We start from the raw sequence: 19,909 nt of genomic DNA, 5'->3' as shown, positions 1-19,909 counted from the left end.
CTCCATACTCGCCGGATTCAAGGTCCGGTGGTCGGCGCGCCGCCGAAGCGCCCGGCCGCGCGGTGTAGATAGCAACGAAGCGCCCCGATTTTTAGGGCGTAGCCGATGTCCTGCGAACTCTTATCGTCACGCCGCGCGGTGCGCCCTCGCCGCCGGTGCGGCGCGCCCCGCCAGGGCGGCATATTCGCGAACGAAACGATCGAGATCGTGCGTCGCGGTGTCATAGCCGAAGCTGATGCGGATGGCACCGTCATCGGCAGAAATCTGAAGGCCTCCCCGGACCATCGCATCGACCACATGGCTGCGAGCGACCTTGCCCGACGAACAGGCCGACCCGGCCGACACGGCGAGCCCGGCGAGATCGAGACCGATCTGGGCGGTTTCGGCGCGCAGACCCGGTGCCGCGATCGCCACCGTGTTGGGCAGGCGCGGCGCATGGCTGCCGAGAAGGGTCGCCTGCGGCACCTGCGCCAGAAGCGCGGTTTCCAGATGCCGGCGCAGCGCCATCAGATCGTCGGGCCCATGCTCGAGCCGTTGCCGCGCGACACGGGCCGCCGCGCCGAGGCTGGCGATCGCCGGCACTGCTTCCGTTCCGGCCCGGCGCCCCTTTTCCTGTCCGCCGCCGCGCACGAGCGCAAAAGGCCGCGTCGCGAGATCGCGAAACATCATGGCGCCGACGCCCTTGGCCGCACCGAATTTGTGCCCGGAGACGAAGGCCGCCTCGGCGCCGCTCGCCGCAAAATCAAAACCGATTCGGCCGATCACCTGGACGGCGTCGAGGACGAGCCGGACCGGACGACCAGCAATCGCCGCCCGGATCGCGTCCAAGGGCTGCAGGACGCCGGTCTCGGAATTGGCCAGCGTGAGCGCCAGAAGGCCGGTGATGCCGTCTTCGAGGGTCTCGGCCCATGCGGCGAGCGCGGCGCAATCGACGATGCCGTCAGCATCGACCGGAAGGCGCGTTACGTCGGCGGAGGCGAAGGCACCGCCGTCACGCACGCAAGGGTGATCGGTGTCGATGACGGCGAGACGCGAAAACCGCGTCTCCTGCCCATTCACGAGCCAGCGCGGCGACAGGCAGGTGGTGGCCGCCTCACTGGCGCCACTTGTGAAGGCGATCTGTTCGGCGTTGCAGCCGACGAGCCGCGCCAGTTCGTCACGGGCGCTCTCCACCAGCTTCCTGGCGGCGCGTCCTTCGCTGTGAACGGACGAAGCGTTGGCGGCATCGAGCGAGTCGATCAGCGCGGCGCGCGCTTCGGCCAGAAGCGGCGCGCTCGCATTGTGATCCAGATAGAGACGCTCGTCTCTGCTCATTGCCTCTCGCAACGGTTCGGTCCGGGGCGCGATGCGCAAAAATCTTGAATTTTCGACGACGCCCGGACTACAAGACGCCTGATAGACGCCCGTAGTTTTGAATCATTCTAAACTGGACCCTACGAGGCCACTTCGGCTTCGTCAAGTCAGGCCAGCCGAGCCATCCCGCTCGCCAAGGAACATTATTATGCCCGAAGTGATCTTCAATGGCCCTGCCGGCCGCCTGGAGGGCCGTTATCAGGCCGCCAAGGAGAAGAACGCCCCGATCGCCATCGTCCTGCATCCGCATCCGCGCTTTGGCGGCACGATGAACAACCAGATCGTCTACAAGCTCTTCTACATGTTCGTGGAGCGCGGCTTCACCACCCTGCGCTTCAATTTCCGCGGCATCGGCCGCAGCCAGGGCGAGTTCGACCACGGTTCGGGCGAATTGTCGGACGCCGCCTCGGCGCTCGACTGGGTGCAGAGCCTGCATCCCGATTCCAAGCAGTGCTGGGTCGCCGGCTATTCCTTCGGCGCCTGGATCGGCATGCAGCTCCTGATGCGCCGGCCCGAGATCGAAGGCTTCTTCTCGATCTCGCCGCAGCCCAACTCCTACGACTTCTCCTTCCTCGCCCCCTGCCCGTCCTCGGGCCTGATCATCCATGGCGACAAGGACCGGGTGGCGCCGCCGAAGGACGTCCAGACCCTCGTCGACAAGCTGAAGACCCAGAAGGGCATCGTCATCACCCAGAAGACGATGGAAGGGGCCAACCACTTCTACAGCGAGCACACCGACGAGCTGCTCGGCGAATGCTCCGAATATCTCGACCGGCGTCTGGCCGGCGAGCTCAGCGACCCGCGGCCGAAGCGCCTGCGCTAGGCCTCAGAACCCGGCACCGAGACGCTTCTCAGCGATCGGTGCCGGCTTCCCCCTGTCGGGCATCATCCGGCAGCGACAGGACACCACCGGTCACCGCCTCGCGGCAGCCGGTGGTTGTCGGCCAGGTCAGCGGACGGCGATCCAGCGACCGGATGGCGAGATAGCCCCAGGCCTCCGCCTCCATGGCATCGCCGTCGAAGCCGGCTTCCTCCGCCGAGACGACCGCCGCATCGGGTCCGGCGCCGGCTTTCAGATCGGCCATGATCGCCGGATGATGGCGCCCGCCGCCGCAGATGATCCAGAGCTTCGGTCTGGCCGGAAAATGCTCGGCCGACTTCAGGATGGCCGCAGCGCTGACGAAGCACAGCGTGCGGGCGACATCCTCGAGCGTGCCGCTGCCCGGCGCCGGGACGGGGAAGTCGAAACGGTCCAGCGATTTCGGCGCGGGTCGGGCAAAGAAGTCCGACGCCAGATAGCGTTCGGCCATGCCTTCGATCAGACCGCCCTCGCTGGCAATGGCGCCGTTCTGATCGTAGGGGATGCCGGCCTCGCGCTGCAGCCACTGGTCGAGAAGCGCATTGCCCGGCCCCGAGTCGAAGGCGACCGGATCGGTTTCGCCATCGAGCCAGGTCACGTTCGAGATACCACCGATATTCACGAAGACGACCGGATAGGTCCGGCGATCCGCCGGCAGGCTGCCGGCCAGCGCCGCGTGATAGGCGGGGACCAGCGGCGCGCCCTGCCCGCCGGCCACCATGTCGGCCGCGCGCATGTCATGGACCACCGGCAGGCCCAGTTGCCGGGCGAGGAGATCGCCCCGGCCGATCTGGACCGTCAACGCCTCAGCCGGGCGGTGCAGCACCGTCTGGCCATGAAAGCCGACGACATCGACCGAGGCCCTGTCGATGCCGCACTCGTTCAGGAACCGCGTGACCGCTTCGCCGTGGCGGTGGGTGAGCGCGACTTCCAGCGCCGCCAGATCGCCGGGACGTGCGTCGCGCTGCCGGATCGTCTTGGCGGTCTCCAGCGCCGCCGCGAGCTGGTCCCGGAAGACCGCGTCATAGGCGTAGACCCGGGCCGGTCCGCGTTCGACGACGGTATCGCCATCCGTGTCGACCAGCGCCACGTCGATGCCGTCGAGCGACGTGCCGCTCATCAGGCCGATGGCACGGCGCAGCTTCGGTTGGCGCAATTTCGGCTCCACAACTGGAATTCTGGCGCAGGGCTGATAAACCGCACCCCACATCTTGCGGAGCGCCTGCCGCTCCGGCGAAAGAACAGGATCACCATTCCATGACCCGCTTCAAGTCCGAGTTCCTGGCGACACTCGCCGAGCGCGGCTTCATCCACCAGACATCCGACGACAACGGCCTCGACGAGCTGTTCCGCACCGAGACGGTCACCGGCTATATCGGCTTCGACCCGACCGCCGCCAGCCTGCATGTCGGCTCGCTGATGCAGATCATGATGCTGCACTGGATGCAGCAGACCGGTCACCGGCCGATCGCGCTGATGGGGGGCGGCACCGGCATGATCGGCGATCCGTCCTTCAAGGACGAGGCGCGCAAGCTCCAGACCGAGGACACGATCGCCGCCAATCTGGCCGGTATCAAGCGGTCGTTCCAGCCCTACATCCGCTTCGGCGACGGGCCGACCGATGCGGTCATGGTCGACAATGCCGAGTGGCTGCTGGAGCTGAACTACGTCGCCTTCCTGCGCGATGTCGGCCGGCACTTCTCGGTCAACCGCATGCTGTCCTTCGATTCGGTCAAGCTGCGGCTGGACCGCGAGCAGTCGCTGTCCTTCCTCGAATTCAACTACATGATCCTGCAGGCCTACGACTTCGTCGAGCTCTACAAGCGGACCGGCTGCAAGCTGCAGATGGGCGGCTCGGACCAGTGGGGCAACATCGTCAACGGCATCGATCTCGGCCGGCGCATGGAGGGTGCGGATCTCTACGCCCTCACCTCGCCGCTGCTGACCACCTCGTCGGGTGCCAAGATGGGCAAGACCGCCTCGGGCGCGATCTGGCTCAATGACGACATGCTCAGCGCCTATGACTTCTGGCAGTACTGGCGCAACACCGAGGACGCCGATGTCGGCCGCTTCCTGAAGCTCTACACCACCCTGCCGATGGACGAGATCGCGCGGCTCGAAGCGCTGGGCGGTTCGGAGATCAACGACGCCAAGAAGGTGCTGGCCAACGAGGTCACGGCCATGCTGCACGGCCGCGCCGCGGCCGAAGCCTCCGCCGAGACGGCGCGCAAGACCTTCGAGGAAGGTGCGCTGGCCGACAGCCTGCCGACCATCGAGGTTCCGGCGGCGTCGCTGGCCGAAGGGCTCGGCCTTCTGTCGCTTCTCGTCTCGGCAGGCCTTGCCGGCTCGAATGGCGAAGCGCGCCGTCACATCAAGGGCGGCGCCGTGCGGGTCAACGACGCGCAGGTGACCGACGAGCGGCTGACGGTCGGCACGGACGCCCTCGTCCAGGGCGTCATCAAGCTGTCGGTCGGGCGCAAGAAGCACGTGCTGGTCCGGCCCGCCGACTGAGCGACCGGACGCTCCCGGCGTGCGGAGCGTCAGTACTCGAAGATGCGCCGGAAGATGCCCGGCGCAATGGCGGAGATCGGGTTGACCGACAGGGTCGGGTCGTCGAGCGGCCCGGCCAGACGGTAGGTGATCCCGATCAGCCCGCCCTCCTGGCCATTGCCGAGGATGCCGCCGAAGAAGGGGATCGCGCCGAACAGGCGGTTCACCCCATAGGCGGGCATGAAGGACCCGTCGATGGCGATGCGCTGGGCGTCGTCGACGATCACGCCCTCGAAGCTCGATCCGAAGATCGGCCCGCGAATGATGCCGTCGCGCGCCACCAGCCGCGACCCGTTCCAGGCGAGTTGAGCCGAGGCCGCGTCGAAATAGGCATCCGAGGTCTGCAATTCCTGACCCACGGCGCCGGCGAGACTGGCCTCCCGGTCGCGGGTCGTGCCGACGAGCCGGGCCAGCCGCGATTCGTTCACCAGGGTGAAATCCTGCAGCGCCAGCTTGCCGCCATATTGGGCGGGCTGATTGCCCGCCATGGCGAGCCGTGCCTTGCCGCCATACATGTTGGAATAGAGCCCGGTGAAGCGCAGCAGCGCGCCGGCATCGTCGGTGCTGAGTTCGACGCTGCGGCCTTCGCCGCGCTTCTGGATCGCCAGACGCAGCGGCGAGCCGTCCGCCGCCACGGCGGCGATGTCGGCCACCGGCGCACCGGACGCCTGCTGGCGAAAGGCGATGGTGGCATTGCGCAATTCTTCGCCGCCGAAGCCGATCAGGCGATCCACCGCGATCGACAGGTCGAGCGGCGCCTGGCGGGTTCCGGTATCGGTCGCCGATGCCATGCCGCCGGCGCGCAGCCGCGCAAGGCCCGCCCGCGCATCGAGGCTGCGTCCGGTCAGCGCCACCTTGAAGCCGCCGTCTTCGCGCCGGACGCTGCCGGAAAAGTCGTCCGACCGGCTGAACGCTGCCTTGTCGATTGTCACCGACTTCAGGCCGCCACTATCGGCTTCGGCCCGGCCCTCGGCGCGGAAGCCTTCACCTTCGAGCTTGGCGTTGGTCAGGCTGAGCGTGTTGTCGCCGGTCGTCATGTCGAAGGACAAGGAGGCCGGCACGCCGGGCCCCTTGCTCCAGCCCGTCGCCGGCAGCCGCAGGCGCGCGGCCGACAGATCGATCGCGGCGCGGTAGGTGTCGCCGGACCGCACCAGGGTCGCCGACAGGGCGCCGTCGACGACGTCGTCCAGGGTCGGCAGAATGGCCTGCAACTGGCTCTTTTCCAGTTCGGTCGTGATGGTCAGGGACCGCTCGCCGACAGGGTTCGGCTCCAGCGGTTCGGCAAAGGCGATCCGGGCCGGGACGCCGTCGATCGTCGCGTCCACTTCGCCGAAGACCGTGCCCGGCGACAGGCTCGCCATGCCGGTGATCGCGCCGAGCTGCCGCCCCTCCAGCCGGCGTTTCAGCCCGACATCGTCGAGGTCGGCGATCACCGTCCAGTTCTGCAGGACGGATTTCTCCCCCGGTCGGCCGAGGAGGAAGCGGGCATTCACCCCGGCCGTTGCCGCACCCGAGACCTCGTCGCTCTTCCAGCCGATCTTGTCGAGTGCATTGACGGGGTCCCGGTCGGCGATCTCCAGAAGCGCCTGGGCCGGGCCGCCGATATTCAGCGAGAGCGACGCGATCACGCCGGTCTCCTCGCGTTCGAACTGCAGCGAGGACGGCAGGATGGTCACCTCCGGAACCGCCGCGACCGTGGCCGAGGCAACCGAGATCACCGTCCTGCCGGCCCGAAAATCGAGATCGCCCGTGACGGCGGAGAGATCGGGAAGATCGCCGATCGTGGCAAAGGCGGCACCGTCGATGGCAAGGGCGAGATGCATCTCCTCGGCGCTTGGGCTGATTTCGGGGTCGAGGATCTTCGGCAGCCGGTCGACGGACACGTCGAGCGTGAAATTGCCGCCCTCCACCCTGCCCGCATCGCCGGCATGGTCGATCACCCAGGATCGCGCCTCGGGCGAGATGATGATCGGCCAGAAGGCCTTCACCGTGGCCGCGTCGACATTGTCGAAGGTCAGGTCGGCGCGGATGCGGTCCTCGGCTTCCATCCCGCCCAGTGCGGCGGCCCCGGCCAGCCCGCCGTCGCCGGTGTCCAGGACCAGACGCTCGATATCGGCCGCCGCATCGGCCGGATCGAACCAGCCGCCCAGCGTTAGCTCGGCGGATCGTGGCGCGCCATCGCCCCCCGCGGTCGAGATCAGACGCGAACTGGCAAGGCTGAAGCTGTGATGGCCGGCGGCGTCGGCGACGAGGTTCAGCCCGCCGCGAAACTCCGCCTCGACCGACGCGGTTTGGATACGGCCGGCGGAGACGCGCGCGTAGCTGCGCCCCTCGTCGAGCGTCAGCTCCAGGACGCCACTGCGCAGCGCGACGGGCATGCGGCCGATCAGGCGGCCTTCGCCGGCGTCCAGCCGCACGCGCAGGTTCCGGCCGGCCTCGGTGGTGACGAGTTCGGCGGCCAGCGACGCCGAGCCCTCGAAGGCGACGGATCGGTCCGCCGCGTCCTGCGGCGGTTCGCCAAAGGCCAGCGGCAGCGGAGCGGTCTGGAGTGACAGCCCGGCCAGCCTGTTGCCGTCCGGGGCCAGGATGGCGCGCCCGGTCACCGCGACGTCGCGGCCTGCAAGGTGCGCCGTCAGGTCGATGGCGGTCTCACCCTGGCCGACGCGACTGACCGTCAGGCGGTTGAGCCGCGTGTCGGGATCGGCGTTCAGGCTGGCGACGTCGGCCACCTCCAGCAGGCGCAGGCCGGCATCATCGAGGGCCGTGAAGATGCGATCGGCCGTCTGGAAGATCTCGTCCGGTACGAAGGGCTCGCCATCGCCCTCCCCATCCAGGCTGCGCGGGTCCAGTCGCACCCGCTCCACCGCGAGGGTTTCGAGCGCGAGATTGCCGGACAGCAGACTGGAGACGCCGATGCCGGCGCGCACCAGCGCCACCGTGCCGACCGTTTCGCCGGTCTCGCGATCGCGCAGAGCGACATCGGAGAAGCCGAGCCCGATCCGGCCGCTCGGGCCGATGCCGATCGTCTGCTGGCCCAGCGCGACGACATAGCCGGGACCAAGGGCGTTCGAGGCGAGTTCCTCGGTCTTGCGCCGCAGCAGGTCCTGGCCGGAATCGGTCCACAGGATGGCGGCGGCAAGCCCGCCGATCAGCAGGGCCGCGCAGATCGCGATGCTGGCCGTGCCGGCCAGGATACGGACGACAATCTTCATCTTCGGCGAAACGCCTCCGGACTGCGACCAGCCTCGTACGCAGGACGAAATGGACTCTGCGCAGACATGGCGTCTCGGCGCTCCCCTGCCGACGCCGTTTCGAACCGGACGCCGCGCGTTGAACAATACGTCGCGCGGAGCATGCTTTCGCCCGCGCATCTCATCCGGCATCTTCGCCACCAGATCGTCAGCCGCCGGCTGATTCGTCCAGTCACCCTCTCCTGACGCACAATTTCCCCGAAAGGATGGCACGCCATGCCGATTTCAGCCGGTGAACCCTGTCCGACATTCAGCCTGCCCGACGATCACGGCGCCGTGGTCGCGTCCGACGATCTCCTCGGCAAGCCGTACGTCCTCTATTTCTATCCCAAGGACGATACCTCCGGTTGCACGCTTGAAGCTATCGAGTTCACGCGGCTGAAGAGCGATTTCGACGCGATCGGCGTTCCGGTCTTCGGTGTCTCTCCGGATCCGGTGAAGAAGCACGGCAAGTTCCGCGACAAGCACGAGCTCACGGTCCGGCTTCTGTCGGACGAAGAAAAAACGCTGCTGTCGGCCTTCGGCATCTGGGTCGAGAAGAGCATGTACGGCCGCAAATATATGGGCGTCGAGCGGACGACGGCGCTGGTGGCGGCCGACGGCACGGTGGCGCGGCTCTGGCCCAAGGTGAAGGTGCCGGGGCACGCCGAGGAGGTTCTGGAGGCCGCGCGCCAGCTGTCTGCAGCGACATGAGCAGCGAACCGCGCGAGGCCGGCGCCCCGGCAACGCTGCGCCAAGCCGCGATCGAGGCGCTCGGGGCCGCCGATCTCGACGAAAAGGTCGAGCGCACCAACCTCGCCTGCCGGCTGTGGTTCGGTCGCCGCCTCGGGCTGCACGCGCCGCACGATCCGGCGCTGCCCGACCGGCCGGGCCGCCCGGCCGAGCCGGTGCTCGTCTCGCCGCGGACGGTCAAGCGCCGCTCGGTGCATACCGAAACCGGCCGGATCGCACTGATCCATGCGCTCGCCCATATCGAACTCAACGCCATCGACCTGGCGCTCGACATCGTGGCGCGCTTTGCCAGCGAACGCGTGCCGCGCTCCTTCTTCGATGGCTGGATGACGGTGGCGCTGGAAGAGGCCAAGCATTTCCGGCTGCTGTCGCGGCGACTGGAATCGCTCGGCAGCCATTATGGCGCCCTGCCCGCCCATGACGGGCTCTGGCAGGCGGTCGAGGCGACCGCCCACGATCTCGGCGCACGGCTGGCGGTGGTGCCGCTGATCCTCGAAGCCCGCGGGCTCGACGTCACCCCGTCCCTGCTGGAAAAGCTGCTGGAGGTCGGCGACGCCGACACCGCCGCGATCCTGGAGATCATCTACCGGGACGAGAAGAAGCACGTGGCGATCGGCGCCAAATGGTTTCGCTTCCTGTGCGCCCGCGAAGGCCGCAATCCGGCGCAGCGGTTCCAGGAACTGGTGCGGGCGAGTTTTCGCGGCGACGTGAAGGCGCCCTTCAACGATCGCGCCCGCGCCGAGGCCGGCCTGACGCCCACCTTCTACCGGTCGCTCTCGCCGCTTTCGAGCTGAGGTCGGCGGGCCGGTCACCCCGGCGAAAGCAGCCCCGGACACCCGTCGCCAGCCGCAGGAAGGCGGTCGATCCGCTGCCGATCAAAGGAATGTTAACCTTACCCGAGTGTAATCAGGCGGTCGACGGGACATCGCGTCCCGATATCCGGGGATGGGTAATGACTGCGGTGAAGCACAGGCGAACATTCGGCGATCGACGCGAACCGCATACGGTGATCATCGCGCGCGGCGAACAGGTTCGCTACTTCACCATCGGCCGCAAGGCCCTGATGCTCGGCTCGGCCCTCGCCGCCCTCGTCGCGGTCACCTGCGTCGCGATCCCCTCCTACTACCTCCTGCAGGACGACCTCACCGTGCGCTATGCCGAGCGGCAGTGGAAGGTGACCCGCGACTACGAACAGCGAATCGCGGCACTGCGGGCGCAGCTCGACACCGCCACGAGCCGGCAGTTCCTGTCCGAGAAGATGGTCGAGACCAAGGTGGAAGTGCTGCTCGACCAGCAGGAGGAACTGACCGCCCGCTACGACAAGCTGCAGCCGCTCCTCGAACGCGCCAAGGCCACCGGGATCATCACGACGGCTATCCCGCTGCCGACGCAGAACCCGCGCAGCTCGCCCGCCGATGAGGCGACCTTGGAGACAGAGCCGGCGCTCGAAGCCCATGGCGATTCGCTGGACGAGGACGAGCCGATGCTCGACACGATCCGCACCAGCGCGATTCCCGCCGACGACTGGCGCGCTGCGCCGATGACGGCCGCAGCGACCGCGAAGGTCGGGCCGCGCCGCTTCGACATCTCGGAAGCCGCGATCCGGCAGATCGGACGCTCCATCGACATGGCCGAGCTTCGCCAGATCGGCGATCTGCAGAGCCTCGCCGCCAAGGCGCGCACCCGCACCGTGCGCATCGCATCGGCCCTGACCGCGATCGGTATCGACCTGCCGCCGGACACCGTCGGTTCGGCCGTCGGCGGTCCCTACGAGCCGGCGCCCGCCGATTTCGATTTCGAGGAATCCTACGCCGAGCTCGATGCCGCGCTCGAGGCGCTGAAGAAGCTGCATGACGTCGCCGAGCGCCTGCCTTTGACCGAGCCAATGCCGGCGAGCACCCGCTCGAGCACCTTCGGCATTCGTTCCGACCCGTTCCTCGGCAAGCGCGCCCTGCATGCGGGGATCGACTATGCCCGCCCGAGCGGCTCGGCGGTCTCGGCGGTCGCACCGGGCAAGGTCGTGCGCGCCGGTCGGGCCGGCGGCTACGGCAATCTGGTCGAGATCGACCACGGCAACGGCATCACCACCCGCTACGGCCACATGTCCCGGATCGACGTGTCGGTCGGCGACGAGGTGGGGCGCGGCACGCGCATCGGCGCGGTCGGCAGCACCGGCCGCAGCACCGGGCCGCATCTTCACTACGAAGTGCGCCGCGACGGCAAGGCCGTCGATCCGATGCGCTTCCTGCGCATTCGCGACAGGATCCGCCTGCCGTCCTGACACGGCGCAACGGTGTGCATTGGGCGCAACGCAAAACGGGCCACCGTCTCCGGCAGCCCGCTGAATGCTCATGCGACGACGGCGTCAGTCGATGTCGTCGACCGCCGCGTCGCCGCCATGAACCCGGTGCGCCAGCGCCCCCTCCATGAACGGGTCGAGCCCGCCGTCCAGGACTTCCTGCGGCGAGGTGCTCTCGATGCCGGTCCGCAGATCCTTGACCATCTGGTACGGCTGCAGGACGTAGGACCGGATCTGGTGGCCCCAGCCGATATCAGTCTTCGAGGCCGCCTCGGCATTCGCCGCATTCTCGCGACGTTCGAGCTCGGCCTCGTAGAGCCGGGCGCGCAGCATGTTCCAGGCGGTCGCCCGGTTCTTGTGCTGCGAGCGCTCGGCCTGACACTGGACCACGATACCGGTTTCCAGATGCGTGATGCGCACGGCCGAGTCGGTCGTGTTCACGTGCTGACCACCGGCGCCGGACGCTCGGTAGGTGTCGATGCGGACATCGGATTCGTTGACGTCGATGTCGATCGAATCATCGACCACCGGATAGACCCAGACCGAGGCGAAGGACGTGTGCCGCCGCGCCTGGCTGTCATAGGGCGAAATCCGCACCAGCCGGTGCACGCCGGATTCGGTCTTCATCCAGCCGTAGGCGTTGTGGCCCTTGATGAGCAGCGTGGCGGACTTGATGCCCGCCTCTTCGCCGGAATGCTCTTCCAGGACCTCGACCTTGAACTTGGCGCGCTCGGCCCAGCGCATGTACATGCGCTGCAGCATCGCCGCCCAGTCCTGGCTCTCGGTGCCGCCGGCGCCCGAATGAACCTCGACATAGGTGTCGTTGGAATCGGCCTCGCCGGAGAGGAGCGTCTCGATCTGCCGCTTGTCGGCCTCGGCCTTGATCTCGCGGATCGCAGCCTCGGCTTCCTTGACGATCTCGGCGTCCTTCTCCTCCTCGCCCATGGCGATGAGTTCGATATTGTCCTGCAGCGACTGGTTCAGGCGGTTCACCGCGCCGATGGCGGTGTCCAGGAACTGGCGTTCGCGCATGAGCTTCTGCGCTTCGGCCGGATCATCCCAGATGGTCGGATCTTCCGCCTTGTTGTTCAGCAGGTCGAGGCGTTTGAGAGATTTCTCCCAGTCAAAGATGCCTCCTCAGCAGGCTTATGGCCTGCTTGATTTCGTCGACAAGGTTCTCGATCTCGGCGCGCAAGCCGCAATCTCCTAAATCCTGAGGGTATGGTCTCGCACCGGCGACGCAGGCCTCGCCGTCGCGCGGGGCGACGTCGGAGCCGGATTGCCGGTCGGGGTGGCTCTATAACGGTCCGTGGCCGGCTTGGCTAGAACAGCCCGCCGCCACCACCGCCCTGGACGATGGCCTGCTCGGCCTCCTGCGAGACCTGCCCGGAGCCGAAGCCGCCGGCCATCTCGTCGGCGCCGATGATGTTGAAGGTGTCGGACGGCCCGGTGCCGGGCTTGAACGCCTCCATGATGACGTCGCCGCCCGAACCGCCGGAGCGCATGCCGGTCTTCCGGTTCACGGCGATCAGGTCCATGCCCTCGGGCACCTTGAACTCGACCGGCGGCACGCCTTCCAGCGCATCCTCCATGAAGTCGATGAAGACCGGTGCCGCCATGCCGCCACCGGTGGCGCCGCGGCCCATCGGGGTCGGGTTGTCGTAGCCGAGGAACACGCCGGTCACGAGGTCCGGGGTGAAGCCGACGAACCAGACGTCCTTCTCCTCGTTGGTGGTGCCGGTCTTGCCGGCGATCGGAACGCCGAGCGCGGCCACACGGGTGGCGGTGCCGCGCTGGACGACGCCCTCCATCATCGACGTGATCTGGTAGGCGGTCATCGGGTCGAGCACCTGATCGCGCTCGTCGACCAGTTCCGGCTCGCTCTGGCCGTCATAGGCCGGCGCGTCGCAGGTCTGGCAGATGCGCTGGTCGTGCTTGTAGATCGTCTTGCCGTAGCGATCCTGGACCCGGTCGATCAGCGACGGCTCCAGCGAGCGGCCGCCATTGGCGATGACCGAATAGGCCGACACCATGCGCAGGACCGTGGTCTCGCCGGCGCCGAGGGCCATCGGCAGATATTTGCCGAGATTGTCGTAGATGCCGAAACGCTCGGCATATTCCGCGACAAGGTCCATGCCCATGTCCTTGGCGAGCCGGATCGTCATGAGATTGCGGCTCTTCTCGATGCCGAGGCGCAGGGTCGAGGGACCGGCCGAGCCGCCGCCGTAATTGGACGGCTCCCAGACGCCGCCATTGCCGTCGGGCAGCGAGATCGGCGCATCCATGATGACCGAGGACGGCGTGTAGCCGTTGTCCAGCGCCGCGGCATAGACGAAGGGCTTGAAGGACGAACCGGGCTGGCGATAGGCCTGGCTGGCGCGATTGAACTCGGACTGGGCGAAGGAGAAGCCGCCGACCATGGCGACGACACGCCCGGTCTTGGGCTCCATCGCCACCAGCGCGCCCTGCACCTTCGGCGGCTGGCGCAGCCGGTAGCCGGCGCCCTCTTCCTTCTTCTCCACATAGACGACGTCGCCGCGCGACAGCACCTCGGCGGCGGAGCTGACATTGCCCTTCCGGTCCTCGGTGTTCAGACGCAGCGCCCATTTCATGTCGTCCCTGGCGATGCTCGCCAGCTCGCGCTCGGCGCCACGGGCGCCCGACATGTCGCGCGGCGGCTGCAGGCCGATCTCAACGCGGCCCGCTTCCGCGGTCAGGACGACGGCCAGCCGCCATTCGGGGACATCGGCGAGCGGCTCGATCTTGGCCAGCGACTGGCCCCAGTCGCTGCCGATCTCGACCCGGGTCACCGGCCCGCGCCAGCCGCGCTCCTCGTCATATTTGATCAGCCCGTGCTGGAGCGCCTTGCGCGCCTCCGCCTGCAGCGTCGGATCGAGGGTCGTGCGGACCGACAGACCGCCCTCGTAGAGCGCATCGACGCCGTAGCGCTGGATGATCTCGCGGCGCACGTCCTCGGTGAAATATTCCGACGACGCCAGATAGGTGCCGGTCGGCCGCGGATTGACGTCGAGCGGCTTTTCCTGCGCCTCGCTGGCAGCCTCGGCGGTGATGAAGCCGTTGGCGGCCATCTGGTCGATGACCCAGTTGCGGCGCTCGATCGCCCGGTCCGGGTCACGGAACGGATTGTAGTTCTCCGGCGCCTTCGGCAGCGCGCCCAGATAGGCGGCCTCCTCGATGGTCAGCTCGTTCACCGACTTGTCGAAATAGGCGAGCGCGGCGGCGGCTACGCCGTAGGAGCCGAGGCCGAGATAGATCTCGTTCAGATAGAGCTCGAGAATCTTGTCCTTGGAATAGGCCTGCTCGATGCGCAGCGACAGGATCGCTTCCTTGATCTTGCGGTCGAAGGTGCGCTCGTTGGTGAGCAGGAAGTTCTTGGCGACCTGCTGGGTGATGGTCGAGGCGCCCTGCATGCGGCCGCCCTTGGCCAGCACCATGACGGCACGCGCCACGCCTTCGATGTCGACGCCCGGATGCTGGTAGAAATTCTTGTCCTCGGCGGAGAGAAAGGCGTTCTTGACCAGATCCGGAACCGCCTGGATCGGCAGGAACAGGCGCCGCTGGCGCGCGTATTCGGCCATCAGCGAACCGTCGGCGGCGTGCACCCGCGTCGTGACGGGCGGCTCGTAGGCCGCCAGGACCTGATAGTCCGGCAGGTCACTGCCCATCTTCTCGATGTACCAGGCGAAGCCGCCGGCCACCACGAGGAAGAAGACGGCACCGATGGCAAAGAAATAGCCGAGCAGTCTGATCATCGAAACTCCGTCCGCCCGGCGCCGCCGCGCCGGTCCGGTTCATGCTCCCCGCATCGGCTCGCACGAGCCTTGGCCGGGAATTTGCAACATCCGCCGCGCATGGCGCGCAGCGAACGTCCTTTTAACGTTTTCCTGCTGCGCAAATGCGGCGAGGCCATGGACATGGGTGCATGACGGCCCCGCAATGCAGGCAAGCGTTGTCGATTTACCACATCCGCCCGGATGCGCGTGCCCGATTAGCCGGGCTTGCGCGGTTCGGCGACCTTTTCCCCGAAGAAATCCATCACCGCCTGGGCGATCGCCGCGGCGGTGTCCTTGCGCCAGGCGGCGTCCGTCAGGAGCTTCTCGTCCTCGCGATTCGACAGAAAGCCGAGTTCGACCAGCACCGAGGGGACGTCCGGCGCAGTCAGCACCTTGAATCCGGCGGAGCGTTTCGGCCGGTTGATCAGGCGGATGTCCTCGCGCCGCAGGTCCCGCACCAGCGACGAGGCGAAATGCTCGGAGAAGCTAACGGTCTCGCGCCGCGTCAGGTCGAGAAGGATGTCGAAGACGGTCGGCTCGTCGCGCTGCCATTCCTCGCCGGCAAAGCGGTCGGCGGCATTTTCCGACGCGGCGATCTCGCGCGAGAGCTCGTCCGAGGCGGTCTCCGAGAGCGTATAGACGGTCGCGCCCCGCAGATCGGCATAGCGGATCGAGTCGGCATGGATGGAGATGAACAGGTCGGCGCGTTCGCGGCGGCCGATCGCCGCGCGCTCCTCCAGCGGAATGAATGTATCGTCGTCGCGGGTCAGCGTCACCTCGACATCGCCGCGGGCCTGCAACGCGTCGCGGAGAGCCAGCGCCATGGCGAGGTTGATCTCCTTCTCCAGCGTGCCCGACTTCGACACGGCGCCCTTGTCGACGCCGCCATGTCCGGCGTCGAGCACGACCTTCAGGACACGCCCCTGCGGCACGGCCGCCGGCACATCGGGTCCGGCGTCGGCGGGGACCTCCGGCGCCGGCCTCGACGGCGACGCCGCAGCAACCTTGCCGGACGTCGCCGGTCGGATGGTCAGGGAAAGCGTCTCGCCGTTCGCCGTCGCGGCGCGGTCGAGTTCGGCGCTGGCCGCACCCTTGAGCGTGAAGATGAAGCGATAACGATCGGCCGCGACGAGGCCATGGCGGCTCGCCGAAACGAGCGCGTTGTCGGGCGGAGCATCCAGCGCGGCAGCAGAGAGGGTGTCCTCGAAATCGACAGCGATCCGCTCGGGATTGCGCAGATGCAGGACCCGCGCCTCGGGCTTGCCGATGACGTCGAACGCGACGGTGAAGGCGTCCGCGTCGGCCGCCTGGGTCACCGCGGTGATGATCCGGTCCTCGGCGAGCGCGGGAGACTGGGCGCCCCACAGCAGGAGCGCTACCACAGCCGCCAGGGCTGTCCGGGCAAGCTCGGCCACCACGTTCCGGCATCGTCCTGTCATTGCACCCTTCCCGGTCGCAGCGTGTCGCGTTCTCTGCGCGATAGGCCATCCCTGCTGACGCGACAATGTTGATGAGACTGGGGCGAGGACTCAAAGTTGCGCGGCCGAAAGGTTGCGGCGCCCGGCAGCCGCTCCGGCGACAGCCGGTATGCCGCTTCGCGCCCACGCCTCGTGCGATCTCTTACCTTGCGACCACAATCGCCGCGCCGCACTTGTTTATTAGGCATTCCCGTCATAAAATCGAACCGAGGCTTAGTGATGCGGAATCACATGCAGCTGCCGATTCGGAGGCACGAGTGCCCCGCGGACGTCGGCACGGCTGCGGCGAAAACGTCGCGGCAGGTTTGCGATCCTGCGACCAGTCACCGAGCCTCGAGCAGAATTTTCATTTCGCCGCAGGAGTTTCCTTCCCGGCGGATTTCCAACGTCGCGAATGTGCCCGGCTCGCAAGCCGCCAATTCGCCCGTTTCGTCGGCCGCCCGAGCGGCCATGTAGTTGTTACAGGTCGAATCTTGTCACCAGCTCCCGTTCTCCGATACCCGCCGCATCCCTTCACAAGGGGTCTGGCGCCGTCGAGTCACGGCCGCGCTGCAATGCCAGATTCCACCGATACGGGCTCGCGCCCTCCCGTCGACAGGCAGGCGCATGACGCCTTGCCGCGACCTGGTGCGAGCGCCCGGGAGTCCTTTCATGGCAAACAAAATGCTGATCGACGCGTCCCACCAGGAGGAGACGCGCGTCGTCGTCGTCCGGGGTAGCCGGGTCGAGGAATTCGATTTCGAATCCGAACACAAGAAGCAGCTCAAGGGAAATATCTATCTGGCGAAGGTGACGCGGGTCGAACCCTCGCTCCAGGCCGCCTTTGTCGAATATGGTGGCAACCGCCACGGCTTCCTCGCCTTCAGCGAGATCCATCCCGACTATTACCAGATCCCCAAGGCCGACCGTCAGGCGCTGATCGAGGAAGACCTCCAGCGCGCGATGGAAGAGGAAGAGGCCGACGAGCCGAAGCCGACCCGTTCGCGTCGCGGATCGCGCAGCAAGTCTGCCGCACACAGCGACGACACCGTCTCGGAAAAGGCCGAGATCGACGAGACCGGTGACGAGGCCGGCTCCGACGCGGCGTCGAGCGACGCCGATCAGGGCGAGGCCCATGGCGATGAGACCGAAATCCGCGCCACCGAGTCCGACGACGATCACGACGCAGACGCCGATGCCGATGGCATCACGACGTCCGGCGGCGACGGTGACGACGAGGAGAACGGGTCCGAGCGGTCTTCGCGGGGCCGGCGCGGCGGCCGTGGTCGGCGCGGCCGCACCCGCGCGTCCGGCGACGACGAGAGCAATGGCGACGAGGACGGCGACGACGAGATCGACCAGATCGGCTCCGAGGACGCCATGGAGGAAGTGCCGGTCCGCCAGGCACGCCAGCGCCGCCAGTACAAGATCCAGGAAGTCATCAAGCGTCGGCAGATCCTGCTGGTGCAGGTCGTCAAGGAAGAGCGCGGCAACAAGGGCGCGGCCCTGACCACCTATCTGTCGCTGGCCGGTCGCTATTCGGTGCTGATGCCGAACACGGCGCGTGGCGGCGGCATCTCGCGCAAGATCACCAATGCGGCCGACCGCAAGCGGCTGAAGGACGTCGTGCGCGAGCTCGACGTGCCGCGCGGCATGGGCATCATCCTGCGCACGGCCGGTGCCAACCGCACCAAGCCGGAGGTCAAGCGCGACTACGAATATCTGATGCGGCTGTGGGAGACGGTGCGCACCGTCACGCTGTCCTCGATCGCCCCTGCCCTCGTCTATGAGGAAGGCAGCCTGATCAAGCGATCGATCCGCGACCTCTACAACAAGGACATCGACCAGATTCTCGTCGCCGGCGAGACGGGCTACCGCGAAGCCAAGGACTTCATGCGGATGCTCATGCCGAGCCAGGCGAAGGTCGTGCAGCCCTATCGTGACCCAACCCCGATCTTCGTGCGGCAGGGCATCGAATCGCAGCTCGACAAGATGGTGCAGCCCCACGTCACGCTGAAGTCGGGCGGCTACATCATCATCAACCAGACCGAGGCGCTGGTCGCCATCGACGTCAATTCGGGGCGTTCCACCAAGGAACACTCGATCGAGGACACGGCCTACCAGACCAACATGGAAGCCGCCGAAGAGGTGGCGCGCCAGCTGCGTCTGCGCGACCTCGCCGGCCTGATCGTCATCGACTTCATCGACATGGACGAGAAGCGCAACAACCGCGCCGTCGAGAAGAAGATCAAGGAGTGCCTGAAGAGCGACCGCGCCCGTATCCAGGTCGGCAGCATCTCGCATTTCGGCCTGCTGGAGATGAGCCGCCAGCGGATTCGCGCCAGCGTGCTGGAATCGACCATGCAGACCTGCCCGGTCTGCGAGGGCACGGGCCATATCCGCTCGTCCTCCTCGTCGGCGCTGCACGTGCTGCGCACGATCGAGGAGCATCTCCAGAAGCACGCCGACCACGATCTCATCGTCAAGGTTCCGACCTCGACGGCGCTCTACGTCCTCAACGAGAAGCGCCAGCGGATCGAGGAACTCGAGCACCATCACGGCCTGCGCATCATCTTGGAAGCCGACGACAGCGCCGGCCACCAGGCGATCACTATCGCCCATGGTGCCGAAGCAACGAAGCCGGAAATCACTATCGATGCCGGTCAGCCGGACGCCCTCGCCGTCAGCGATGCGCTCGACGACGCGGCGGACGAAGAAGCGGCACGCCGCGCGGCCGACGAACTCGACCGGATCGCCGAAGAGAAGCCCGCGGCCGAAGACAAGGGCCGTGCGGAGGAAGACCAGAACGGGTCGGACAATTCGGAAGGCGGCGGTCGCCGCCGCCGCCGGCGTCGGCGCAAGCGGTCGGGTGACGAGGACGAGACCGTGGCCGACGGCCAGTCGCGCGACGACCGTTCGGATCAGGACAATGGCGACGATCGCGACGGCGATTCCGAAGGTGACGACGAGACGGATGGCGCGCATCGCAGCACCAGCCGGACCGACGACGACAGCGACCGGGGCCGCAAGCGCCGCCGCCGCGGCCGTCGCGGTGGTCGCCGCAATCGCGAGGACCAGAATGGCGAGGGGGAATCCGGCCAGCCGTCCGGTGATGTCGCAGCCGATCAGGCTTCGGACGCGCAGCCGATTCACGCCACCGCAACGACGGTGATGTCGGATCAGGTCGCCGCAACGCCGGCCCCAGTCGCCGAGGATGCGCCGGTGGCGTCGCCCGCCGAGCCGGTCGCCGCGCAGAGCGAAGCGGCCGACAACGCCGACACGGCGGTCGTGGCTGAGCCTGCAATGCCGGCTCTGGCCGCCGAGCCGGTGGCCACCAGCGCGCCGGCACCGGTCGAGGCACAGCCTGTCGCAGCCGAAGAGACCGCGGCGGCCGCAGCCAACGACGATACGCCCGCCGCGCCGGAATCGTCCGACCCGGTGGTCACATCGAGCACCTCGAACGACGCCGAGGCCAAGCCCGAGAAGCCGCGCCGGACCGGCTGGTGGGCGCGCCGGAGCTTCTTCTAGGGCGAGCGCGCCACCTCGCGCCCAGGCGCGGGACACGGCAGACATGAAAACGGGCGGCCCATCGGGCCGCCCGTTTTGCGTTCCGG

At 67.5% G+C, this 19,909-nt stretch carries 12 protein-coding genes; 6 read left to right on the top strand and 6 right to left on the bottom strand.

The genetic code is table 11. The features are described 5' to 3' along the window. Window positions 1–126: 126 nt before the first annotated feature. Window positions 127–1,314, bottom strand: a complete 1,188-nt coding sequence (locus N7I30_RS16370; RefSeq protein ID WP_498640155.1) for a cysteine desulfurase family protein — start codon at window positions 1,312–1,314, stop codon at window positions 127–129. Between the two features lie 187 nt (window positions 1,315–1,501). Between N7I30_RS16370 and N7I30_RS16365 the strand changes: the two genes are divergently transcribed. After that, complete coding sequence (locus N7I30_RS16365; RefSeq protein ID WP_024351747.1) at window positions 1,502–2,176, top strand: alpha/beta hydrolase; 675 nt, start codon at window positions 1,502–1,504, stop codon at window positions 2,174–2,176. 28 nt (window positions 2,177–2,204) lie between these two features. On the opposite strand, the gene N7I30_RS16360 is transcribed toward N7I30_RS16365, so the two are convergent. After that, window positions 2,205–3,380 (bottom strand): anhydro-N-acetylmuramic acid kinase, encoded by a 1,176-nt coding sequence (locus N7I30_RS16360; RefSeq protein WP_498640154.1) that lies wholly within the window; start codon window positions 3,378–3,380, stop codon window positions 2,205–2,207. Window positions 3,381–3,469: 89 nt separating this feature from the next. Between N7I30_RS16360 and tyrS the strand changes: the two genes are divergently transcribed. After that, window positions 3,470–4,723: a tyrosine--tRNA ligase gene (gene tyrS / locus N7I30_RS16355; protein WP_498640152.1), complete on the top strand. Its 1,254-nt coding sequence runs from the start codon at window positions 3,470–3,472 to the stop codon at window positions 4,721–4,723. A 29-nt stretch (window positions 4,724–4,752) separates the two neighbouring features. Here tyrS and N7I30_RS16350 read toward each other — a convergent pair whose 3' ends face one another. Next, window positions 4,753–7,974, bottom strand: coding sequence for a hypothetical protein (locus N7I30_RS16350; protein WP_498640150.1), 3,222 nt, complete (start codon window positions 7,972–7,974; stop codon window positions 4,753–4,755). 255 nt (window positions 7,975–8,229) lie between these two features. Between N7I30_RS16350 and N7I30_RS16345 the strand changes: the two genes are divergently transcribed. The 3 genes from N7I30_RS16345 (at window position 8,230) to N7I30_RS16335 (ending at window position 11,026) form a co-directional block, all read left to right on the top strand. Then, complete coding sequence (locus N7I30_RS16345; RefSeq protein ID WP_475363052.1) at window positions 8,230–8,706, top strand: peroxiredoxin; 477 nt, start codon at window positions 8,230–8,232, stop codon at window positions 8,704–8,706. Continuing rightward, the gene (locus N7I30_RS16340; RefSeq protein ID WP_475363051.1) at window positions 8,703–9,539 is read left to right on the top strand and encodes a ferritin-like domain-containing protein; all 837 of its coding nucleotides are present in this window, start codon (window positions 8,703–8,705) and stop codon (window positions 9,537–9,539) included. Before N7I30_RS16345 ends, N7I30_RS16340 begins: the two co-directional genes overlap by 4 nt. Before the next feature lie 158 nt (window positions 9,540–9,697). Further along, on the top strand, window positions 9,698–11,026 hold the full coding sequence (locus tag N7I30_RS16335; RefSeq protein ID WP_498640147.1) for a M23 family metallopeptidase: 1,329 nt from the start codon (window positions 9,698–9,700) through the stop codon (window positions 11,024–11,026). An 84-nt stretch (window positions 11,027–11,110) separates the two neighbouring features. Here N7I30_RS16335 and prfB read toward each other — a convergent pair. From prfB to N7I30_RS16320, 3 genes are all read right to left on the bottom strand, one after another. Continuing rightward, window positions 11,111–12,239 (bottom strand): peptide chain release factor 2 gene (gene prfB, locus N7I30_RS16330; RefSeq protein ID WP_155898541.1). Its coding sequence is split into 2 segments (ribosomal slippage): window positions 11,111–12,169 and window positions 12,171–12,239, totalling 1,128 coding nucleotides; the frame shifts between segments, so codons are not numbered across the junction. A 127-nt stretch (window positions 12,240–12,366) separates the two neighbouring features. Next, window positions 12,367–14,817, bottom strand: coding sequence for a penicillin-binding protein 1A (locus N7I30_RS16325; protein ID WP_024351738.1), 2,451 nt, complete (start codon window positions 14,815–14,817; stop codon window positions 12,367–12,369). Window positions 14,818–15,053: 236 nt separating this feature from the next. Next, window positions 15,054–16,277 carry an N-acetylmuramoyl-L-alanine amidase gene (locus N7I30_RS16320; RefSeq protein WP_498640144.1) on the bottom strand — a complete coding sequence of 408 codons (1,224 nt, stop codon included), beginning with the start codon at window positions 16,275–16,277 and terminating at the stop codon, window positions 15,054–15,056. 690 nt (window positions 16,278–16,967) lie between these two features. On the opposite strand from N7I30_RS16320, the gene N7I30_RS16315 reads away from it, so the two are divergent. After that, window positions 16,968–19,823, top strand: coding sequence for an Rne/Rng family ribonuclease (locus tag N7I30_RS16315; protein ID WP_498640142.1), 2,856 nt, complete (start codon window positions 16,968–16,970; stop codon window positions 19,821–19,823). Window positions 19,824–19,909: the final 86 nt, after the last annotated feature.

This window comes from Aurantimonas litoralis (assembly GCF_026153195.1).
GTDB classification, from domain to species: Bacteria; Pseudomonadota; Alphaproteobacteria; order Rhizobiales; family Rhizobiaceae; genus Aurantimonas; species Aurantimonas coralicida.
Note: the sequence above shows the minus strand (reverse complement) of the source record. Positions and strands in the feature narration are given on the sequence as shown.